The following is a 19,491-nucleotide window of genomic DNA, read 5'->3' as shown; positions in this document are numbered from 1 at the left end:
GCGATATTTTCCAGCAGAATGCGGATCTTCGCATCCATCACCATCAGATGGTGCATATTGCGAAGAGCATGTTCTTCCTCGTCATGAAGCAGGCGGATTCGCCGTCCGTTGACCGCAACGAGCTGTTCCGGCTGGAGAGTGATTTCATCCGCAAGGTCGATCAAGCCTTCACCTATGAAGAGATTCAGAAGGCGCTGATGGAAGTGATGCGCGTGGTGGCCAATACGCGGAACCACGATCCGCGAAGCAAGCTGAATCCCGCATTCATCTCCCAATACATCGAACTGCATTACATGGAGAACCTCTATTTGGACCATATGGCCGAAGTGCTGGACACCAGCTCGAAATACTTCTCCAATTATTTCAAGAAAACATTCGGCGTCAATTACGTGGAGTACTTGAACAAAGTCCGATTATCGCATGCGCGTGAATATCTGCGGAACACGGATCTCAGCATTGCCGAAATCGGAGAGAAAACAGGGTATTCGAACTCTTCCACATTTACGACGACCTTTAAGAAATACAGCGGCGTCTCGCCGAGCGAATATCGGAAAGCATCAGGAAAATAAGGTGGAGCAGGAGGGTCCATATGAAGGCTGTTGCCACGATTCATGGAAACGTGATCGTTGATCATATCGAGAGGCCGGCGGAATTGCCGGCAGGTCATGTGCGGATTCGCACCGAATACTCGGCGGTCAGTCCGGGTACAGAAATGATCTTTATACGAAGGGCTTCGGATCAAAAAGTCATTATGGGTTACAGCGCGGTGGGGATCGTCGAAGACTTGGGTGAAGGCGTGAAGGGGCTTGCCGTCGGTCAACGGGTGGCCTGCTATGGAGCACCCTACGTGCGCCATGCCCAGTGGCTTACCGTGCCTTCGAACCTGACGGCGATCGTCCCGGACGGGGTGAATCCGCAGGAGGCCGCTTTTGCGGGGCTGGGAGCGATTGCGATCCATGCCCTGCGGGTTGCGGATCTGCGCTTCGGCGAATCGGCCGTGGTGGTCGGGCTTGGCATCCTGGGGCAGATCATTGCCCAGATCGCGCATGCGGCGGCTTGCCCCGTTGCAGGATTTGACCTGAACCCGGAGCGGGTGCAGGGGATGAAACGGCATATTGCCTATGCTTATAATAACCAGGAGCAGCTTGAGGAGCAGGTTGGGCGGATGACGGGCGGACATGGAGCCGACAGCGTCATCCTGTGCGCGAGCGGTCCCGGTGAAGAGCTCATCAACGCGTCGATGACATGGATTCGGGATAAGGGCAAAATCGTCATTGTCGGCGATTTATCCATGACCTACGCCAGGGAGCGGATGTTTGGCAAGGAAGCGCAGGTGCTCATATCGCGGGCCGGCGGTCCGGGCCGGTACGACGCAAGTTATGAACTCAACAATACGGATTATCCGATCGGCTTTGTGCGATGGACGGAAGGCCGCAACATTGCGGAATATATTCGTTTGTTGGCCGAAGGGAGAATCTCGATCAAACCGCTGATCTCACATGTGGTCCCCGTAGATGAGGCGGGCAAGGCTTATGAGCGTTACGGCCCCGGGTCAACGACGCTCGGAACGATATTTAAATACGATCATGAGACGGTTGGTGCCAAAGCCGACTAGAATACAGCGATATCGAGGTGCGGTGCATATGGGGAATCATATAGAGGCGGATATCGTCATTCTGGGCGGAGGACTCGGCGGCTGTGCCGCTGCGCTTGCGGCGGCGAAGGCGGGAAAACGCGTGATTATGACCGAAGAGAGCGATTGGCTCGGCGGCCAGATTACAAGTCAGGGCGTACCGCCCGACGAGCATCCCTGGATCGAGCAGTTTGGCTGCACGGCCAGCTACCGTGAATTCCGGAATCGGGTCCGCGATTATTATAAGGAGTTATTTCCGCTCCGGGCCGAATCGCGGCAAGAGCGTTACCTGAATCCAGGCAGCGCCCTGGTCAGCGGCATTGCCCATGAACCCCGAGCGGCGCTGGCCGTGCTGCAGGGGATGCTGGCACCTTACGTGAACAGCGGAAGGTTAACGATCCTTACGGAGCAAACGCTGATGGAAGCGGAGTCCGGCGGGGATCAGGTAACTTCCGTCCGGCTGCGGGACAGCAGATCCGGCGACATCGTCAAGCTGACCGGCGCATTTTTCCTCGATGCTACCGAGGAGGGGGACTTGCTCCCGCTGGCCGGCATCGAATACGTGACGGGTTCCGAGTCGGCGGAAGAGACCGGTGAGCCGCATGCTTTATCCGGTCCGGCGGACCGGGCGGACATGCAGGCTTTCACTTGGTGCTTCGCGATGGATTACCGGGAGGGCGAGGATCATACCATCCCGAAGCCGGATCGGTACGATTTCTGGAAGAGCTACCGGGCGGATTTCTGGCCCGATGCCATGCTGAGCTGGACGGGGCTAGTACCGCATACGCTGGAGCCGGTCACCTACAGCTTATTTCCGGATGGCCGATCGTTTTCCCTGTGGAAATACCGGCAGATCCTGAATCGGGAGCATTTCGAAGGCGGGGTGTTTGACAGCAGCGTTACGGTCGTGAACTGGCCGCAGAACGATTATTGGCTCGGCTCCATTATTGATGTCGGCCCGGAAGAACGGGAACGGCATCTGGAGGAATCCAGGCAGCTGAGTTTGTCCCTGCTCTATTGGATGCAGACGGAAGCCCCGCGGCCTGATGGCGGAAAGGGATATCCCGGACTCCGGCTTCGGCCGGACGTGATGGGGACGAAGGATGGCTTGGCAAAAGCCCCTTATATCCGTGAATCCCGCCGGATCCGCGCCGAATTTACCGTGAAGGAGCAGCATATTGCCGCCGAATGCCGTCCGGACGGGCGGGCGGAGACGTTTCACGATTCCGTTGGCATCGGCTGCTACCGGATCGATCTGCATCCAAGCACGGGATTGCGGACGTATATCGATATTTCGAGCCTGCCCTTCCAAATTCCGATGGGGAGCCTGATTCCGGTACGGGTAGCTAACGTGCTGGCAGCCTGCAAGAATATCGGCACGACGCATATCACGAACGGGTGTTATCGATTGCATCCCGTGGAATGGAATATCGGCGAGGCAGCCGGCCATTTGGCCGCTTATTGCATAGAGCATGGACTGAAGCCGCGGGAAGTACGGAATACCCCTGAGCACTTGGAGGCTTTTCAGCGGCGATTGACGGAACAGGGGATCGAACGGTCATGGCCGTCCATTCATGCCGTTTGACGTCCTGCCCGGAAATAAAGGGAATGCTAACCGAAATAACGATAGCCGTCTTTCCGGACAGTGGGATACTGCTTGCGGAAAGACGGTTATTCATGCTGGTAGACGAATTATGACCGGCAAACTATTAATTTACAATAATATACAATTCTATTATACTTGTAGTAGATATGGATCCTACCTCATTATATATGAAGGCAGTTGCATATCGGACATCATCAAACTTCGTGGTACTTATACATACGGGCAGTCTCCTCGTTTCCATCGATCATGGGAAGGGTGGTGGTTTATACCGAAACCGGTTTACCAGGCTGTAGCGGTCATGGCTTTCCAATTCGAAAACCAAAGGAGCGAAACGTTGATGAAAGTATTCCGAAATTCGATTATCCGTAAGTCGGCGGCGTTGGTCTGCGCAGTTCTGCTGATCTTGCCGGCGGGGTTGTCCCTGGCGGCCAACAAGCCTTTTCCCCAGCATACGTCCTATACGAGCGGTTCGATTAAACCGAACAACGTAACGCAGACCGCGATGGATAATGCGGTCAAGAGCAAATGGAACAGCTGGAAAGGGTCTTTTCTGAAGCCGGCTGCAACCGGGCAATATTACGTCAAATACAATTCCGCGGGCGAGACGGTATCCGAGGCTCATGGTTACGGGATGATTTTCACCGTTCTGATGGCGGGATACGACAGCAATGCGCAGTCGTATTTCGATGGGTTATATCGCTATTACAAGGCGCATCCGAGTGATAACAATCCGTATCTGATGGCGTGGAAACAGAACAGCAGCTTCCAGAATATAGAGGGGGCCAACTCGGCAACGGACGGCGATATGGATATAGCTTACGCACTCCTGCTTGCGGACAAGCAGTGGGGAAGCAGCGGATCGATCAATTACCTGCAGGCCGCGAAGGATATCATCAATGCCATCATGAGCAATGACGTCAATCAGTCGCAATGGACGCTGCGTTTGGGCGATTGGGCTACCAGCGGCAACTACAATACCGCCACGCGGCCATCGGATTTCATGCTGAACCATATGAAGGCGTTCCGTGCGGCTACCGGCGATGCCCGTTGGGATAACGTCATCAACAAAACCTATACGATCATCAACTCCATCTATAACGGTTATAGCTCCAATACCGGTTTGCTTCCGGATTTCGTTGTGATGTCGAGCGGCAATTATCAGCCAGCGGCAGCGGGATTCCTGGAGGGGGCGAACGACGGAAAATATTACTACAACTCGGCACGGACTCCATGGCGGATAACGACCGACTATCTGATGACCGGCGATACGCGCGCGCTGAATCAATTGAATAAAATGAACACGTTCATTAAGTCGGCTGCAAACAGCAATCCTGCCAATATCAAGGCAGGGTATAATCTGAACGGGACCGCGCTGGTGACTTATAACAGCGGAGCGTTCTATGCACCGTTCGGCGTAAGCGCGATGACTTCGTCCAGTCACCAGAGCTGGCTGAATTCGGTATGGAATTATACAGCGAACGCATCTGCAGAGGGATATTATGAGGAGAGCATCAAGCTGTTCTCGATGATTGTCATGTCGGGAAATTGGTGGACATATTAACGCATAACGCCCTTTAACTTTATATAAATATAAAATGAAACCTGATCCGTTACGGATCAGGTTTTTTTGGGTCTTTCCTACCATTAATTGATTTTCGAAGTAAATTAATAAGAATTAGCATTGATATTTCATAAAGGGCAGTGTTAATATCTTATCAAATATAAAACGTTTTATATTATCCTAAATTAAACAACCAGAGCTATCACCATAATGGGCATCTTGTTTTTTTATTTATGTAAGGGTTTACAAAAAATGAGGCGAAGGGAGAATCGTATGAAGAAAAACATGCTGCGTAAGACGGCTGCGGCAGGAATTGCCGTAATTTTAATGGCTGGAGGCTTAAGTACGGCAGGCCAAGGCCCTGCGGCCGGCGTTCCTGACGTATACGCGGAGGCGGCTCCGCTGAAGAAGGGTGAGAATGCACAGAAGGCACCGTTATTCCGGGAGGCATCCGTGCACGATCCGTCCGTGATCAAAACAGGGGATACCTACTATGTGTTCGGTTCCCATCTGGCCGCGGCCAAATCGAAGGACTTGATGAGCTGGGACATGGTCGCGTCCGGGGTTGCGACCGGCAATCCGCTGATTCCGAACGTAACGGAGGAGCTGAAGGAAACGCTGGAATGGGCGCAAAGCGATACGTTGTGGGCGGCCGACGTGATTCAACTGGCAGACGGCAAATTCTATATGTACTATAACGCGTGCAAAGGAGATTCTCCGCGATCCGCCATGGGGATCGCCGTTGCCGATCAGATCGAAGGCCCGTATAAGGACACCGGCATCATTCTGAAATCCGGCATGTGGGACGAAATCAGTGAGGATGGTACCATCTATGATGCAACAAAGCACCCGAATGTCGTCGATCCGGATGTGTTCTTCGATAAGAACGGCAAGCTGTGGATGGTATACGGCTCCTATTCCGGCGGCATTTTCATTATGGAGATGGACCCCAAGACCGGAAAACCGCTGCCTGGGCAAGGATACGGGAAGAAGCTGCTGGGAGGCAATCACAGCCGGATCGAAGGCCCTTACATGGTTTATAACCCGGCCACGGATTATTACTACCTGTACCTGTCGTACGGGGGATTGGATGCGGTTGGCGGCTACAATATGCGGGTGGTCCGATCCAAAAATCCGGATGGTCCTTTCTACGATGCGGAGGGCAACGACATGAGAGAAGTGAAGGCCGATCCTTCCCTTCCGCTTTTTGACGACCGTTCGATTGAACCGTATGGCGTGAAGCTGATGGGGAACTACTTGTTCAAACGCCTGGTCGGCGATCCGGGAACGGGGATCGGCACCGGGGCCGTGTCCCCTGGCCATAACTCCGTCTACTACGATGAGCGGAGTGGACGAACATTCCTTATCTTTCACAGCCGCTTCCCGCAGCGGGGGGAAGAGCATGAGATCCGTGTGCATGAATTGTATATGAATCAGGACGGCTGGCCGGTATCGGCTCCATACCGTTACGCGGGCGAGGAGGCTAAGGAGCCTAAGAAAGTCACGCCGAAAGATGCGGCCGGAGACTATAAGCTGATTCAACACGGGAAAGATATTTCGTCCGTCATCAAAGAATCGATGCCGATCGAGCTTCATAAGAACGGCAAAGTAACGGGTGCAGCCGAGGGCGCGTGGAAGATCAGCGGAAAGCGGGATGTGACGCTTACGCTGGATGGAAAGCGTTATAAAGGCGTAATGACTCCGCAATGGGACCCCGAAGCGAAGCGGCAGATGATGACCTTTACGGCTCTTTCGGCGGACGGTACCGCGGTGTGGGGCGCGCGTCAGCTTGATCGCAGCGACCGGGAACTCGTGGAGGCCGTGAAAAGTGATCTGTCCCTCGGGGATGTGAGCGAAATTTTCTACGATCTGGCTTTGCCGTCCGAGGCTTCCGGCGGTGCAATCATTCGCTGGACCTCCTCTCATCCCGAAGTCATATCGGCGGAGGGTAAGCTGAATCGTCCTGCAGCCGGAGCGGGGGATGCGCAGGTTACGCTGACCGCTCAGATTACGAGCGGTAAAGCGAAGGCTTCCAAAGCGTTTGACGTGACCGTACTGCAGCAGTCCGCAGGGCCGCTTATGCTGGGCTATCCGTTCAGCGAGAATAAAGAAGGCACGGCGTTCGACGTCTCGGATAACGGATTTCATGGAAAGATCCTTGGCGGAGTCCGGTGGAATGAGAAGAGCCGGCAGGGAGGCGGAATGGATTTTAATGGCTCGGACGGCTATATTGAACTGCAAAATCGGGTCACCGATACAGAGGACTTTACCTTTGCGGCCTGGGTGTATTGGAAGGGAGGAGCACCGTGGCAGCGGGTGCTGGATGCCGGCAGCGGGCTCGCCAGGCATATGTTCCTTACGCCATCCCAGCACGCCGGCGTCCTTCAGTTTACGATTCACGGCAACGGCGGAGACCAGAGCCTCCTTGGCAGCGCGCCGCTTCCGGTGAATGCGTGGACCCATGTCGCCGTAACCCTTCAGGGGGATACGGGCAAATTATACGTGAACGGACAAATGGTTTCCTCCGGCGATCACATGAAGCTGAACCCAAGCCGGCTGCTGACCACGGAGGCTTATTTAGGAAAAAGCCGGTTCGCGGCAGACCCTTACTTTAACGGAAGTTTGGATGAGGTGCGGATGTATAACAAGGCGCTGACCGAAAGTGAAATCAAGAAGCTGGCCGAGTAGTCGGCCGCCGTCATGAATGAGGCTCCATCGCGGCAGCCGTGAAGACGCTGATGGTCGGGGTGGCCACCCTGATGCAGGATCTCAATTCGAACTTTGCCTACAAAATGGCCGGGGCTACGGTGGCCGCCATACCGATGCTTATCATCTTCATCATGTTCCAGAAATACTTCACGAGCGGCATCTCGATCGGTGCAGTCAAGGAATAATTCACTTGTATTTGATGGAACGAAAGAAGGGGGCCCCAAAGTTGCTTTGGCAGGGATGCCCTCTTTTGCTGTTATAAGACATTCCGCTTTGTGACAGTGAGATAATAGCCATACGAAGCATCCTTGCCGGGAAAATGGCAGGGATGTTTTTTTACAGCGCTTATTTTTAAAAATAACGGTTGACAGAAGAACGAACATCATATATCTTGATATTAAGTTAAGCGACTATATAAAAGTTAGTCAATTGAAAGGAGTAAGTGTAAAGTGCATAAACGTTAGCGAAGTAAAGCAGGTTAATCATTCTACACCTATATATCTTTATATTAAGATATCTATGGATCGTGTCGATGAATTTCTATAAATAATGAACATGAATATGGAGGCGTACAAAATGGCTATAGATATTGGATTGTTGATACTTCGTTTGGTGGTCGGGTTATCGTTCATGGCGCACGGAGCGCAGAAGCTGTTTGGATGGTTTGGCGGTTACGGTCCGAAAGGGACCGGCGGCTGGATGGAATCGGTGGGCATTAAGCCTGGCGTCGCGATCGCGGTGTTGTCAGGTCTAATGGAGCTGGTTGGCGGGCTGCTGCTGGCAGCCGGATTTCTCACGGTGCTCGGCGCAGCGCTGATCACGCTGACGATGCTGGGTGCCATCGTGAAGGTGCATGGCCAAAACGGGTATTGGTCCACAGCGAATGGATACGAGTATAATTTGCTGTTGATCGCAGTGGCCGTTGCATTGGCACTCACGAGTGCAGGCGCATATTCGCTGGATGCGGTAATCTTTAACTAATCATGACGGGGGCGTGCAGATATGAGTGATCTGACAACATTAATTAAGAGCCGGAGATCGGCTAATCTGTTTATGGAAGGGATTGAAATCCCGGATCAGGATTTGAATGATATCTTTAATGAGGTTAAATATGCTCCTTCGGCTTTTAATTTACAGCACACGCACTATGTGGTGGTTAAGGATCCCGATATCAAGCACACAGTTTACGAAGCCGCCAACAAGCAGCACAAGATACTCACCGCGTCGGCCGTCCTCGTGGTGCTGGGGAATAAGCGGGCCTACGAGGATATCGGAAGAATGAACGAGGGTTTTCTGAATTTGGGCGTGATCGACAAGCTTGAATATGACATGACGGTTGAATCGGTCACGAACTTTTATGAAGCGGGCGGAGAAACCTTTATGAGGGATGAAGCCATTCGGAATGCCAGCCTATCCGCGATGTTATTGATGATGGTGGCCAAGGACAAGGGATGGGATACCTGCCCGATGATCGGATTTGATCCCGATGCCCTGCAGAAGGAACTGAATATTCCGGACGATTATGTGCCCGCCATGCTGATCGCGATCGGCAAGGAGGATGCGCGCAAACCGCGTCCCCGCGGCTACCGCAAGCCGGTACTGGAATTTGTAAGCTATAACCGATTTTAAGGGATGCAAGATAGGAGAAGAAGCTCTCAAGCAGGTTTTTAAACCTGGCGGGAGCTTTTTTTATGTCCATGATAAACATTCCTCTCCATAATGACGATGATGAATATAAAGAGGTCGGTATCGGCGTTATACCGGTTTTTCGTTATATAACGGGGGTGAACGAAATGAAAAGGGGGAAGCGGCCATATCGGCGGAATGGACAGCTCATGGTTTTGGCCGTCATCATGATGATGCTGGCAGCTTGCGCGAAGGAGGCGCCGATAGCCGAACAGATAACTCCACCGACTGCTGCTGCACCGGGTGCAGAGGAAACCGCGAAACCAGCGGAAATGCCGTCGGCGGCTAAGGAGAGCTTGCGTACGGCATTCCCGCAGGAAGATCCGAGCCATCGCCAGGTCAAGCAAGAGGCTGAGCAGCCGGAGGGAGAGTCTAATCGCGATCCCGTCGAAGCGGTTCTCGACATGTACGAAGCGCTCCAGGCTAACGATTCCGCTTCGTATTTCCGTCATGCCGACATTCCGAGCGTCCGAATGTCCCCAACCATGCTGAAGGTGCTGTTCGAAGAGGCGGGCAAACGTGAAGTGAGAGCGGAACGCTTCAAGCTGTTTGATAAAGAAGGGCTGGATGAGGTAAGCAGCCGGTTGTTATCCCTTACGTACGGGAGCCAGGCTGAGATCGTACTGGAGGAGCTGAGCCAGGGCGATCAGAATCTGTGGTTTGTGACGGCGTTCGCGGATGGGCTTAAAGTGGTGGAGCAATCCACGGTTTATCCGGGGGCTTACGAGCTTGGAAGGGAAGCGACGATGGAAGAGCTTATCGCGGTAGAAATCCAGCATACCGCTGAAGACAGGGCATTCTTTGCCGCGAAAGCGAAGCAGCCCGTATGGAACCCGGTGCAGACCGTTTCCTTGCTGTATCAGGCAGCGCAGGCGGAGGATGCAGAAACCTTTCACACGATGTCGGGCGGGGGCGAGGGATATTTCTCAGGTCAGTATGACCGGGACATGGTGGAATTTACGGAATGGATGAAATCTATTGAAAGCGTTCAGCATATGTCCATCGAATCGGTTTCGCGCGAGAATATCGCATACGGTTATAGCCAAGAATACGATGAACGCTTCGGCGACGGTTGGCAGTTCATTGTGGCCTGGGACCCTCGGGATGAAGCAGGCTACCAAGGGACATCCTGGATTATGGCCCCAAGCGAAGACGGGACGCGATATGTCGTAAAGCAGACGCTTACCGCCAATCTGGAATCCTTTTTTAAGTAAGGAACGAAACACACATACATAACGAAGCAAGCACAGCAGCCCTGCTCCTGAAGAGCAGGGCTGCTGTGCTGTCGGCAAGGGATTGCATGATTATGGCTGGAGATTCTGGAGCATATCCATCGTTTCGTTGATTTTATTGACGGTTTGAACGATGTTGGAATTCTGGAAGTCGGTCACTCCGTTCTGGATTTGATCCATATAACCGTTGATGTCGGTCAGCAGCGTGTCGTTTAATCCGACCAGCTGTTCATGGATCGTCTGCGCAAAGGCAGGGGCTTCGATGCCGTTAAACTCCGAGATCCGGGTTTTCATCGCTTCGAGCTGCTGGGTCAGCGTTTCCTTGGCATCCGTATTGGTGGCTGCCTGCTGGGCGAGCTCCGGGATGGACTCGGCAAATTGGGAAGCTTCATTGATAAAGGTCGTTGCTTCCTTCGTATAATCCAAGGAATTGTTCACGCTGTCCACCAAGGAACATCCGGAGAGAACTCCCAGTACAAGTGAAATCAGCAATAATCGTTTGATCATTTCTCATCCTCCTGTCGTTTAAAACGCAGTTCTTTTACGTTGTATACGGATGACATGGAGAATGGTTGTATTTTTTTCGCGTGAGCGGGCAGGTGCTTTCAGGCAGGCCTTAAGCAGAACGCCGGTTGCCGGCAGGATTAATATTTGCCCTGCAGGAAACGAATGAGTTCAATCAAACCTGCCAGGATGCCGCCCGGCCTTGGGCTTTCGGTTGATGGAGCGGGCTTCTCGGGCTGGATGCCTTTTCCAAGCGAATTTACGTCAACGGATGAGGAAGGACCCGTATTCCCGCATAGATGGGGTTTGAGCTTTTGCCCGCTATTGTCGGCGAACACGATATATTCCTTGCCTGTTTCAAAGGATTCCCAGCCATTGGAATATAGGGTGACGGTAGGGGCAGCCGATTCTCCTTTCCACCACTCGGAAACTTGGAAAGTATATTTACTTTTGGATATGTCGGCTTTAGGGTGGGACGAGGCTAACGTGCCCCTGAATACCGCATCCGAGGTTTTTAACTCCTCGGTAACCTTGCGAGGCTCCGCGCATGACAAGGCGGATGCCGTGGAGTGATCAGCGCCAAGCCATAGTCCAACCGTAAGGGAAAGAGCCATCATGGCGAGAAAGCCTTTTTTCATATCGGCGTCTCCTTTCGGGATGATTATGTATTTAGACGAGGGGAGTATCGCCATTGTTGCAGGCGCTTGCCAAAGAATGGCTGGGGGGTAGAGCCTGGTTTAGGAAACGCAGGGGCTGGCTGCTGAAGAAACGGAAAATACCCCGCAAGCCATAAATGGCTGCGGAGCAGGATTGGACGTACACGTCTATGGCGGGCAGGCGCCCTTTGTAACATGGTGGTGGCAGTCCATGCAGAAAGCAGCGAACGCTTAGCAGGGGCTATATCTGCCTTGCTTCCAGACGTTTGGCGATGATGGACAGCAGATAATTCAGCGTAAAGTACAGCAAGGATGCAAAGACAAGGGCCGGGATGACATAGGAATAGCTGGAACCGCTAAGGATTTGCACGTTGCGCATCAGCTCAGGCAGCGAAATGATCACGGCGAGCGATGTGTCTTTAATGAGCGAGATGAACTGGCTCACCATGGGCGGGGACATCCGGCGCAGCGCCAGCGGAAGAATGACGTGCCGCAGTGTCTGCATATAAGAGAGGCCCGAGGCCCTGGCCGCTTCGATCTGCCCTTTATCCACCGATACGAGGCCGCTGCGTACGATCTCGGCGATCATGGCCCCTTCAAAAATGCTCAGTCCGACAACAGCCGCCCAGAAGGTCGGGATTCGTATCCCGGTCTGGGGCAGCACCATGCCGATGAAGAATATGATCAGCAGCAGCGGCAGATTGCGGATAATATCCACCAAAAAAGCCGTGGTCCTCGACAGGAAGGGGGTCTTCGTATACCTCACGGTCCCGAGCACGGTTCCGATGATGAAGCTGAATATAATGGATAAGCCGGCAACCTGCACCGTGATCCAAAAGCCTTGAAGGAGATATCGCAGGTTTGGCCAGGAGTATGCACCGATAAAATCCATCTCATGCCACCTCCTGTATATTAGGCAAACTTCGAACGTAACATCAATTGCTTCTCGCGAATCGGCGCTCCATATAGTGGACCGCGAGACTGAGCGGAACGGTCAGGAGCAGGTAGAACAGGGCCACAAACGTGTAGACGGGTATGCCTTTGAAGGTGCTCAGGTTAATGAGATCGGCATAATACATCAGGTCGAGTCCAGCGATAACGCCCAGGACCGAGGAGTTTTTGACCAGGTTGATCAATTGGTTGCCGATGGCCGGCAGTACGATTTTGACCGCCTGCGGAAGAATGATGTAGCGCATATTCTGGATATAACTCAGTCCGGAGGAGCGAGCCGCTTCCGACTGCCCTGACGGTACCGCCTGAATGCCTGCCCGAATGGCTTCGGCAATGAAGGCAGCCGTATACACCATCAGCCCGAGCGTGCCCGAGGTGAACGGGTCGACCGGTATGCCGAGGGCGGGCAGGCCCAGGAAAAAGAAAAAGACAACCACGAGCAGCGGGATGTTGCGGATAAACTCGACATAAATGGTGCCGATCGCCTTCAAGACGCGGAATGGAGCAATCCGCATAATGGCGATGAAGGTGCCCAGCACCAAGCTGCCGATCAGTCCCAGCAGGCTGGCGAGAATGGTCTGGCCCAGGCCGGCCATGAATTGATCCCAATGCTCGACCAGAATGTTGAAATCCCACAAGGTCACAAGGCTTCACCTCCAATAGGGATGATGATCGTTTCGGCCGGTCGAAGGAAGGCCGGGCCTTTCCCGCAGTAAACCGGGATGGCTCCCGGTCAGGGGGCACGCCTCCTCCGGCCCGGCCAGGCCAAGTCTTGCGGCGGTTATTCCGGCTTTACGCCCATCCATTGCTCATATAGTTTGTCGTATTCGCCGCTGTCCTTCAGCTCCTTCAACAGCTCGTTGACGGTCTTCACGAATTCCGGGTTTCCTTTCTTGATCGCCATGCCGTACGGCTCATCGGTAAAGTTGCCGCCGACCAGCTCAAAGCTCGGGTCCTGCTGCTGCATGCCAAGCAGGATGGAATTGTCGGTGGTCAGGGCATCCCCCTGTCCGGCTTTGAGCGCGGTGAAGGCATCCTGATAATTCTCGAATTCGAGAATGACCGCGTCAGGCGCTTTCTCGCGGATATTTTGCGCGGATGTGGAGCCTTTTACCGTGAGAACCTTCGTATCCTTGTTCAGGCTTTCCAGACCCGTGATCGGGCTGCCCTTCTTCACGAGCAGGGATTGGCCGGCCTCAAAATAGACATCGCTGAAATCCACCTGTTCCTTGCGTTCCTCCGTAATGGTCATCGTGGCAATAATGATGTCGATGTCCCCGTTCTTCAGCATGTCGATCCGGGTCTTGGAGGTGACCTCCTTCAGCTCGACCTTGGTCTCGTCGCCGAGAATTTTTTTGGCCAGCGCTTTGGCGATGTCGATATCGAAACCCTCCACATTGCCAGTGGCCGGGTCCTGCAGTCCGAACAGCTTCGTATCATATTTCACGCCGGCCACCAGCTTGCCCCGTTTTTTGATCGCCTCCAGGGTGTCCGTGCTGCCTGACCCCCCGCATCCGGATGCGATCAGCATGATGACTAGCGCCAGCAGGGCCGCGCTCCACCTGAAGGTCCCCGTAAATCTTCTCTTCATATCTTTCGCTTCCCCCTAAAAAAGTTATTTTCTCTTCACTCGTTAAGCTCCCAAGGAGCAGCATTGGCGAAGTTCCATCTTCGTCCGTACGTTCCGTATCCGATTTCTTCACCGGCTAGTGATGCAGCAGGCGGCTCAGAAACGCCCGCGCTCTTTCTTCCTTCGGCTGATTGAAGAACTCGGCAGCCGGAGCGTCCTCGATGATCCGGCCTTCGTCCATAAAGACGATCCGGTCCGCGGCTTCGCGTGCGAAGCCCATCTCATGCGTAACGACGGCCATGGTCATGCCTTGGTGGGCGAGCGAGCGCATGACATCGAGCACCTCGCCGATCATCTCCGGGTCAAGCGCGGACGTCGGTTCGTCAAACAGCATGATCTTCGGATTCATGGTCAATCCGCGGGCAATCGCGACCCGCTGCTGCTGGCCACCCGAGAGCTGGGAAGGATAGCTGTCCGCTTTGTCCGCGATCCCGACCCGCTGCAGGTATGTCATCGCTTTTTCCGTCGCCTCCGCTTTCGACATTCCCAGCACCTTCATGGGCGCCAGAATGATGTTGTCGATCACCTTTTTGTGCGGATACAGGTTAAAGTGCTGGAAGACCATCCCGATATCCCGCCTGAATGTATTGATGTCGATCTTTCTGTCATGCAGCTTCACGCCATTCACGACGAGCTCGCCATCCGTAATGCTTTCAAGCCGATTGATGCAGCGCAGGAGCGTGCTTTTGCCGGAGCCGGAAGGTCCAACGATGACAACGACTTCCCCCTGGGAAATGGTCAGGTCGATTTCTTTCAGAACATGGAAGGTTCCGAAAAATTTGTTGACGCGGCTAAATTCAATCAGTAGAAATCCCCTCCTATTCACTTCGAATTGGACGCCTGCATGCATGTAAGCTATTGTCCTGTTTGGGTGCCAGGCCCTTTTTACACTGGTATGGCAAAGGGAGCTTGTTCCATGCCACTTTTAGGAAAATTTAGTATCCAAGCGGTGGGGAGTGAGATATAATAGGGGGCGTAATCTTATGAAGGAGGCAACATGGAGAAACGTGCAAAACTAACCGAAATCGACCTGGTTCGGGGCTTTGCGATGATGGGCGTGCTGATGGTGCATGCGACGTCGTTCGCCACAGTTCAGATGCGCGGGGACGATTTTTTTGGCTTGTATAACTTCCTGAACATATTTTCGAAGGTTGGAACGACGACCTTCATATTTCTGAGCAGCTTCGTGCTGTTCTATAACTATTATCACCGCCCGTTCAAGGGCCGTGACCTTGGGCGCTTCTTCAAAAACCGGCTGATGTATATCCTGGTGCCGTATGTGCTGTTCTCGGTTTTGTTCTTTACGGTGGCCTGGTATCATCGCGGGGGCGAGTCCGATCTGGCGGCGATGCTGGAGAGCTTCTGGCCCAAGCTGGTGACGGGAAAATCCTACACGCACTTGTATTTCATTTTCATTAACATTCAGTTCTACGTGCTGTTCCCGCTCGTATTGATGCTGCTCAAGCGATTCCGCGGCTTCGCGGCGGTCTGCGTGCTGGTCGGCATTGTGCTGCAGTGGTTGTTCTACATCGGCAATGATGCCTGGTGGGACGTAACGAACCGGAACAGCTGGTCGCTGTCGTTTCTGTCGTACTATTTTCTCGGGGCATGGATAGGGATCTATTATGACCGGGTTAAGAACTGGCTGACATCAGCGCAGCAGGCAGCAAGACCGGCGCTGCGCAAGCTGGGCTGGATCTTGCTCTGGGCGGTATGGCTGGGCGCCGCGCTGGTGCATATCGGCCTTCGATACAATCAGCGGCTGCTGGGGACGGAATATCACCCGCTGCTCTACGATGCCTTTTGGAATGTGCATACGTTAACCACCGCCCTGGTTATGCTCCAGGTCGCGCTGCTGTTCGGGAATAAGAACGCTTGGTGGTTGAACGGGTTCAGACGGCTCGGAGTCTATTCCTTCGGCGTTTATCTGGTGCATCCGCTGGTGCTGCTCTTTTACCGGGACTTTCCTCCGCGGACGGAGAACTCCTGGCTGCTGCTCGCGTGGTATGCCGGCGGGCTTGTCAGCGCGGTGGCGGTTTCGTATATAGCGGTCTACGGCATTGGCCGCCTGGGAGGCTGGACCTGGATCTTCTTCGGTAAGCTGCCGGGCAGCTTGCCGAAGGGAAAAGCATCCATTCCTTCGGTTCCGGTCAAGCCAGCGACGGAGGTATCATCCTAATTTTGGGAATATGGAAAAGGCGTTATCCTCGATAGGAGGAGAGCGCCTTTTTCGGTTGGCCGGCGGCCGATATTTCAGGACGATTCCCTGATTTTCGGATTGAGGCTTATTGCCCTGCATGACATGTTATATTTTGTTTGATGTTTGGCCTAATGGGTGGAATGTCGTCGTTGATAGGTACAGGTCAATTACATTCGTTACAGACATGGAAGCGAGGGAATGCCAATATGAATGATAGCAGAAATCCTTTGGTAAGCGGTTTCGTTAAGGCGAACGGTAAACGCGTGGTGAACGGGGACGGGCAGGAAATTCTGCTGCAGGGGGTCGGGCTTGGTAGCTGGCTGCTGCCGGAAGGCTACATGTGGAAGATGCCGGAGCAGGGAGACCGCCCGCGGCGCATCGAAGGCATGATCAGGGAGCTGATCGGCGAGCAGAAGGCGGCCGCGTTCTGGGAGACCTATTATGATCGGTATATCGCAGAAGCCGATATCCGGCAGATCGCCGCGGAAGGCTTCAATTCCATCCGGGTACCGATCAATGCCAGGTTTATCATGGAGGAAGGGCAGCATCCGCCGTTTGCCTATCATGAAGGCCATCTGAGGCTCATCGATCGGGTGATCGATTGGTGCAGGACGTATTCGCTGTATGTTATTCTGGATTTGCACGGCGCACCCGGCGGACAAACCGGCGCCAATATCGACGATTCCGAGCGGGATTTGCCGGAGCTGTTCACGGATCGGCTGAACGCGGAGCGGACCGTGGCGCTGTGGCGTATGCTGGCGGAACGATATAAAGACGAGTGGATCGTTGCCGGTTACGACCTGCTTAACGAACCGCTGCCCGACTGGTTCAGCGAGTACAATGACCGGGTGATGCCGCTGTATAAGGAAATCACCGCGGCCATACGCGAAGTGGACAAGCGTCATATGATCATTCTGGAAGGTGTGCACTGGTCTACGGACTGGAGTATTTTTGACGATAAATTCGATGATAACCTGATGCTGCAGTTCCATAAATATTGGAACAATCCCGACACGGAGAGCATTCAGAAGTATATCGATCTGCGTGAGGAGTGGAACGTGCCGATCTTCATGGGAGAAGGCGGGGAGAACAACCCGCAGTGGTATACGGGGGCCTTCCGGATGTTCGAGGACCATAACATATCCTGGAACTTCTGGACCTGGAAGAAGATGAACACCCGGAATTCGCCGTTCTCGATCCGCATGCCGGAAGGCTGGGATAAGCTGACGGGTTACCTGGAAGGCGGTGAGAAGCCGTCTCCAGCCGAAGCGGAAGCGATTCTTGGCGAATACCTGGACCGTCTTCCGCTGGAAGCCTGCGATGCCTACCCGAACGTAGCCCGGTCGCTGCTGCGCCGGCTGCCCATTCAGATTCCGGCGGAGTTTTACGGGTATCGGGGCGAGGGCGTTTCGTATCATGTCGAGAAGAAGGCCAGCCAGGATATCGGCTTCCGGATTTCTGACGGCGTTCCGATGCGGATGATGACGGGCAAGTCGGAGAAGCCGAGCTACGCTCCGGAAGGCGGCAAGCCGTGGGCGGAGGATAACCTGGTATGCGTGCAGCTCCGGGAGGGCGATTGGCTTGCTTATGATGCGCTTTGCGCTGGTGCAGGCATCTTTCATTTGGATGTTCGGGCCCTGATTCCGGAGGGTGCGGTGGATATCATGCTGCAGGTCGGGGATCGGGAGCCTGAAGCCATTTCCTTGTCGGGCGCGGGCGAAGGACAGTGGCACGTTCATAGGCTGGCTGGGGGGATGTCGATTGAGGAAGGCCCCGTGGATCTGGTGTTCATGGTGAATAAGGGACGCATCGAGCTGGATTGGCTGGAATTTACCGAAGCGCGTTAAATGGATAAGGTGAAGGAGAGATGGTGCTGTGACGGAACAGGCGGCAATATCAGAAGGATTGTGCCAATGGCTGGACGGCTCCGATCTGGAGTCGAAACAATACGAAGCGATGCTGCTATTGAGCGTAACGGAAGATGGATGGCCGAATACGGCCATGCTCAGCGTAGGGGAGGTTCTGGCCTTGGACCGGAACCGGCTTCGGATTGCATTATGGCAGGGAACGGTTACGACAGGCAATCTCCTTCGGTCCGGACAGGCAACCTTGGTGGCCATACATGATGGTGCGGCTCATTATGTTCGGCTGCGACTTCAGGCGCTTCCTGATCTGCCCGATGCCCGGCATCCGCGGCAGCGTTTCGATGCCGAGGTCGTCGCCGTTCGCGAGGATATCGCGAAGTATGCGGATATTACGTCGGCTATCAGGTTTCGGCTGCACGAGCCGGATCAAGCATTGGAACGGTGGAAGGAAACGCTTGAGGAATTGCGGAAGTAACGGTGTTACTCGTATAATTCCTACTCCATATATAACTCCCGGTATATGCCAGGAGTTATATATGCCTGCTCGTGCTTAATCGGAATGATGCCGAAGAAGACAACTTTAATTTTTCCGCAGAATCTTTTGCTTAGGTATTTGCTATCGTCGTTCAAATGTGTTAAGATATGAATATCGAAATCGACCTGAATTCACATATTGTAGAGGGTTGTCATTTCTGGTAACCTTGTGCAATATGTGAATTTTTTTATTCCGTCTGCGAAGAAAAAAGGTCATGTAAATATATATCAAGGAGGATTCCCCCATGCAAACAGGAACTGTTAAATGGTTTAATGCTGAAAAGGGCTTTGGTTTCATCGAAGTTGAAGGCGGAAACGATGTATTCGTTCACTTCAGCGCGATCCAAGGCGACGGCTTCAAAACGCTTGACGAAGGCCAACGCGTTGAATTCAACATCGTTGAAGGAAACCGTGGACCACAAGCTGAGAACGTTGTTAAATTGTAATTACAATTGAAGACTGCCCTTAATGTGTGACATTAAGGGCAGTTTTCTTTTATACGGCGTTTCTATTTTCTAAGACGAGAATAAGGAGGAGCGTTCATGTATTCGCGTAAAAACTCGATGGAGAGTATTCCTGAGGAAATAACGGAAGTGTGGGCATGCACGAAGGAAGACTGCAAAGGGTGGATGCGGGACGATTTTGCGTTCGACACGGAACCGGTATGCCATTTGTGTCATTCCCCTATGGTCAAGGAAACGAGAAGCCTGCCGCAGCTAGTTAA

The 19,491-nt window shown here is 53.5% G+C and carries 20 protein-coding genes; 14 read left to right on the top strand and 6 right to left on the bottom strand.

The window, feature by feature from the left end; all coding sequences use genetic code 11:
* The 9 genes from HMPREF9412_RS27310 to HMPREF9412_RS27275 form a co-directional block, all read left to right on the top strand.
* Positions 1–569, top strand: a 569-nt coding sequence (locus HMPREF9412_RS27310) for a helix-turn-helix domain-containing protein (protein WP_009595084.1), incomplete at its 5' end; no start/stop codon positions are given.
* A gap of 20 nt (positions 570–589) precedes the next feature.
* Positions 590–1,615, top strand: a complete 1,026-nt coding sequence (locus HMPREF9412_RS27305) for a zinc-dependent alcohol dehydrogenase (protein ID WP_009595083.1) — start codon at positions 590–592, stop codon at positions 1,613–1,615.
* A 28-nt stretch (positions 1,616–1,643) separates the two neighbouring features.
* On the top strand, positions 1,644–3,218 hold the full coding sequence (locus tag HMPREF9412_RS27300; protein ID WP_009595089.1) for an FAD-dependent oxidoreductase: 1,575 nt from the start codon (positions 1,644–1,646) through the stop codon (positions 3,216–3,218).
* Between the two features lie 358 nt (positions 3,219–3,576).
* Positions 3,577–4,800, top strand: coding sequence for a glycosyl hydrolase family 8 (locus tag HMPREF9412_RS27295; RefSeq protein WP_009595088.1), 1,224 nt, complete (start codon positions 3,577–3,579; stop codon positions 4,798–4,800).
* 273 nt (positions 4,801–5,073) lie between these two features.
* On the top strand, positions 5,074–7,488 hold the full coding sequence (locus tag HMPREF9412_RS27290) for a LamG-like jellyroll fold domain-containing protein (RefSeq protein WP_009595079.1): 2,415 nt from the start codon (positions 5,074–5,076) through the stop codon (positions 7,486–7,488).
* Positions 7,489–7,559: 71 nt separating this feature from the next.
* Positions 7,560–7,694 carry a hypothetical protein gene (locus HMPREF9412_RS32280; protein ID WP_009595093.1) on the top strand — a complete coding sequence of 45 codons (135 nt, stop codon included), beginning with the start codon at positions 7,560–7,562 and terminating at the stop codon, positions 7,692–7,694.
* A 391-nt stretch (positions 7,695–8,085) separates the two neighbouring features.
* On the top strand, positions 8,086–8,490 hold the full coding sequence (locus HMPREF9412_RS27285; protein WP_009595087.1) for a DoxX family protein: 405 nt from the start codon (positions 8,086–8,088) through the stop codon (positions 8,488–8,490).
* Positions 8,491–8,511: 21 nt separating this feature from the next.
* Positions 8,512–9,138 carry a nitroreductase family protein gene (locus HMPREF9412_RS27280; RefSeq protein WP_009595082.1) on the top strand — a complete coding sequence of 209 codons (627 nt, stop codon included), beginning with the start codon at positions 8,512–8,514 and terminating at the stop codon, positions 9,136–9,138.
* Positions 9,139–9,200: 62 nt separating this feature from the next.
* On the top strand, positions 9,201–10,409 hold the full coding sequence (locus HMPREF9412_RS27275) for a hypothetical protein (RefSeq protein ID WP_009595091.1): 1,209 nt from the start codon (positions 9,201–9,203) through the stop codon (positions 10,407–10,409).
* Between the two features lie 90 nt (positions 10,410–10,499).
* On the opposite strand, the gene HMPREF9412_RS27270 is transcribed toward HMPREF9412_RS27275, so the two are convergent.
* The 6 genes from HMPREF9412_RS27270 to HMPREF9412_RS27245 all read right to left on the bottom strand — a co-directional run bounded on the left by HMPREF9412_RS27270 (position 10,500) and on the right by HMPREF9412_RS27245 (position 15,018).
* Positions 10,500–10,934 (bottom strand): DUF6376 family protein, encoded by a 435-nt coding sequence (locus HMPREF9412_RS27270; RefSeq protein ID WP_009595075.1) that lies wholly within the window; start codon positions 10,932–10,934, stop codon positions 10,500–10,502.
* 137 nt (positions 10,935–11,071) lie between these two features.
* Positions 11,072–11,569, bottom strand: coding sequence for a hypothetical protein (locus HMPREF9412_RS27265; RefSeq protein ID WP_009595090.1), 498 nt, complete (start codon positions 11,567–11,569; stop codon positions 11,072–11,074).
* Between the two features lie 259 nt (positions 11,570–11,828).
* Positions 11,829–12,479 (bottom strand): amino acid ABC transporter permease, encoded by a 651-nt coding sequence (locus HMPREF9412_RS27260; RefSeq protein WP_009595092.1) that lies wholly within the window; start codon positions 12,477–12,479, stop codon positions 11,829–11,831.
* Positions 12,480–12,522: 43 nt separating this feature from the next.
* The gene (locus HMPREF9412_RS27255) at positions 12,523–13,176 is read right to left on the bottom strand and encodes an amino acid ABC transporter permease (RefSeq protein WP_036664979.1); all 654 of its coding nucleotides are present in this window, start codon (positions 13,174–13,176) and stop codon (positions 12,523–12,525) included.
* 143 nt (positions 13,177–13,319) lie between these two features.
* A complete protein-coding gene (locus HMPREF9412_RS27250; RefSeq protein WP_009595086.1) occupies positions 13,320–14,129 on the bottom strand; it encodes an ABC transporter substrate-binding protein in 810 nt (269 codons plus the stop codon).
* 115 nt (positions 14,130–14,244) lie between these two features.
* Entirely contained in the window at positions 14,245–15,018 is a 774-nt protein-coding gene (locus tag HMPREF9412_RS27245) for an amino acid ABC transporter ATP-binding protein (protein ID WP_009595081.1), read from the bottom strand.
* A 147-nt stretch (positions 15,019–15,165) separates the two neighbouring features.
* Here HMPREF9412_RS27245 and HMPREF9412_RS27240 point away from each other — a divergent pair, with 147 nt between their 5' ends.
* From HMPREF9412_RS27240 to HMPREF9412_RS27220, 5 genes are all read left to right on the top strand, one after another.
* Positions 15,166–16,347, top strand: a complete 1,182-nt coding sequence (locus tag HMPREF9412_RS27240; protein ID WP_009595076.1) for an acyltransferase — start codon at positions 15,166–15,168, stop codon at positions 16,345–16,347.
* Between the two features lie 227 nt (positions 16,348–16,574).
* Positions 16,575–18,215, top strand: coding sequence for a glycoside hydrolase family 5 protein (locus HMPREF9412_RS27235; protein ID WP_036673766.1), 1,641 nt, complete (start codon positions 16,575–16,577; stop codon positions 18,213–18,215).
* 28 nt (positions 18,216–18,243) lie between these two features.
* Entirely contained in the window at positions 18,244–18,708 is a 465-nt protein-coding gene (locus HMPREF9412_RS27230; RefSeq protein WP_009595080.1) for a pyridoxamine 5'-phosphate oxidase family protein, read from the top strand.
* 304 nt (positions 18,709–19,012) lie between these two features.
* Positions 19,013–19,213 (top strand): cold-shock protein CspD, encoded by a 201-nt coding sequence (cspD, locus tag HMPREF9412_RS27225; RefSeq protein WP_006207896.1) that lies wholly within the window; start codon positions 19,013–19,015, stop codon positions 19,211–19,213.
* Positions 19,214–19,309: 96 nt separating this feature from the next.
* The coding region (locus tag HMPREF9412_RS27220) for a cold-shock protein (RefSeq protein ID WP_036673763.1) at positions 19,310–19,491 on the top strand (182 nt) is incomplete at its 3' end.

It is taken from the genome of Paenibacillus sp. HGF5 (assembly GCF_000204455.1).
In the GTDB taxonomy this organism is placed as follows: Bacteria; Bacillota; Bacilli; order Paenibacillales; family Paenibacillaceae; genus Paenibacillus_AQ; species Paenibacillus_AQ lautus_A.
Note: the sequence above shows the minus strand (reverse complement) of the source record. Positions and strands in the feature narration are given on the sequence as shown.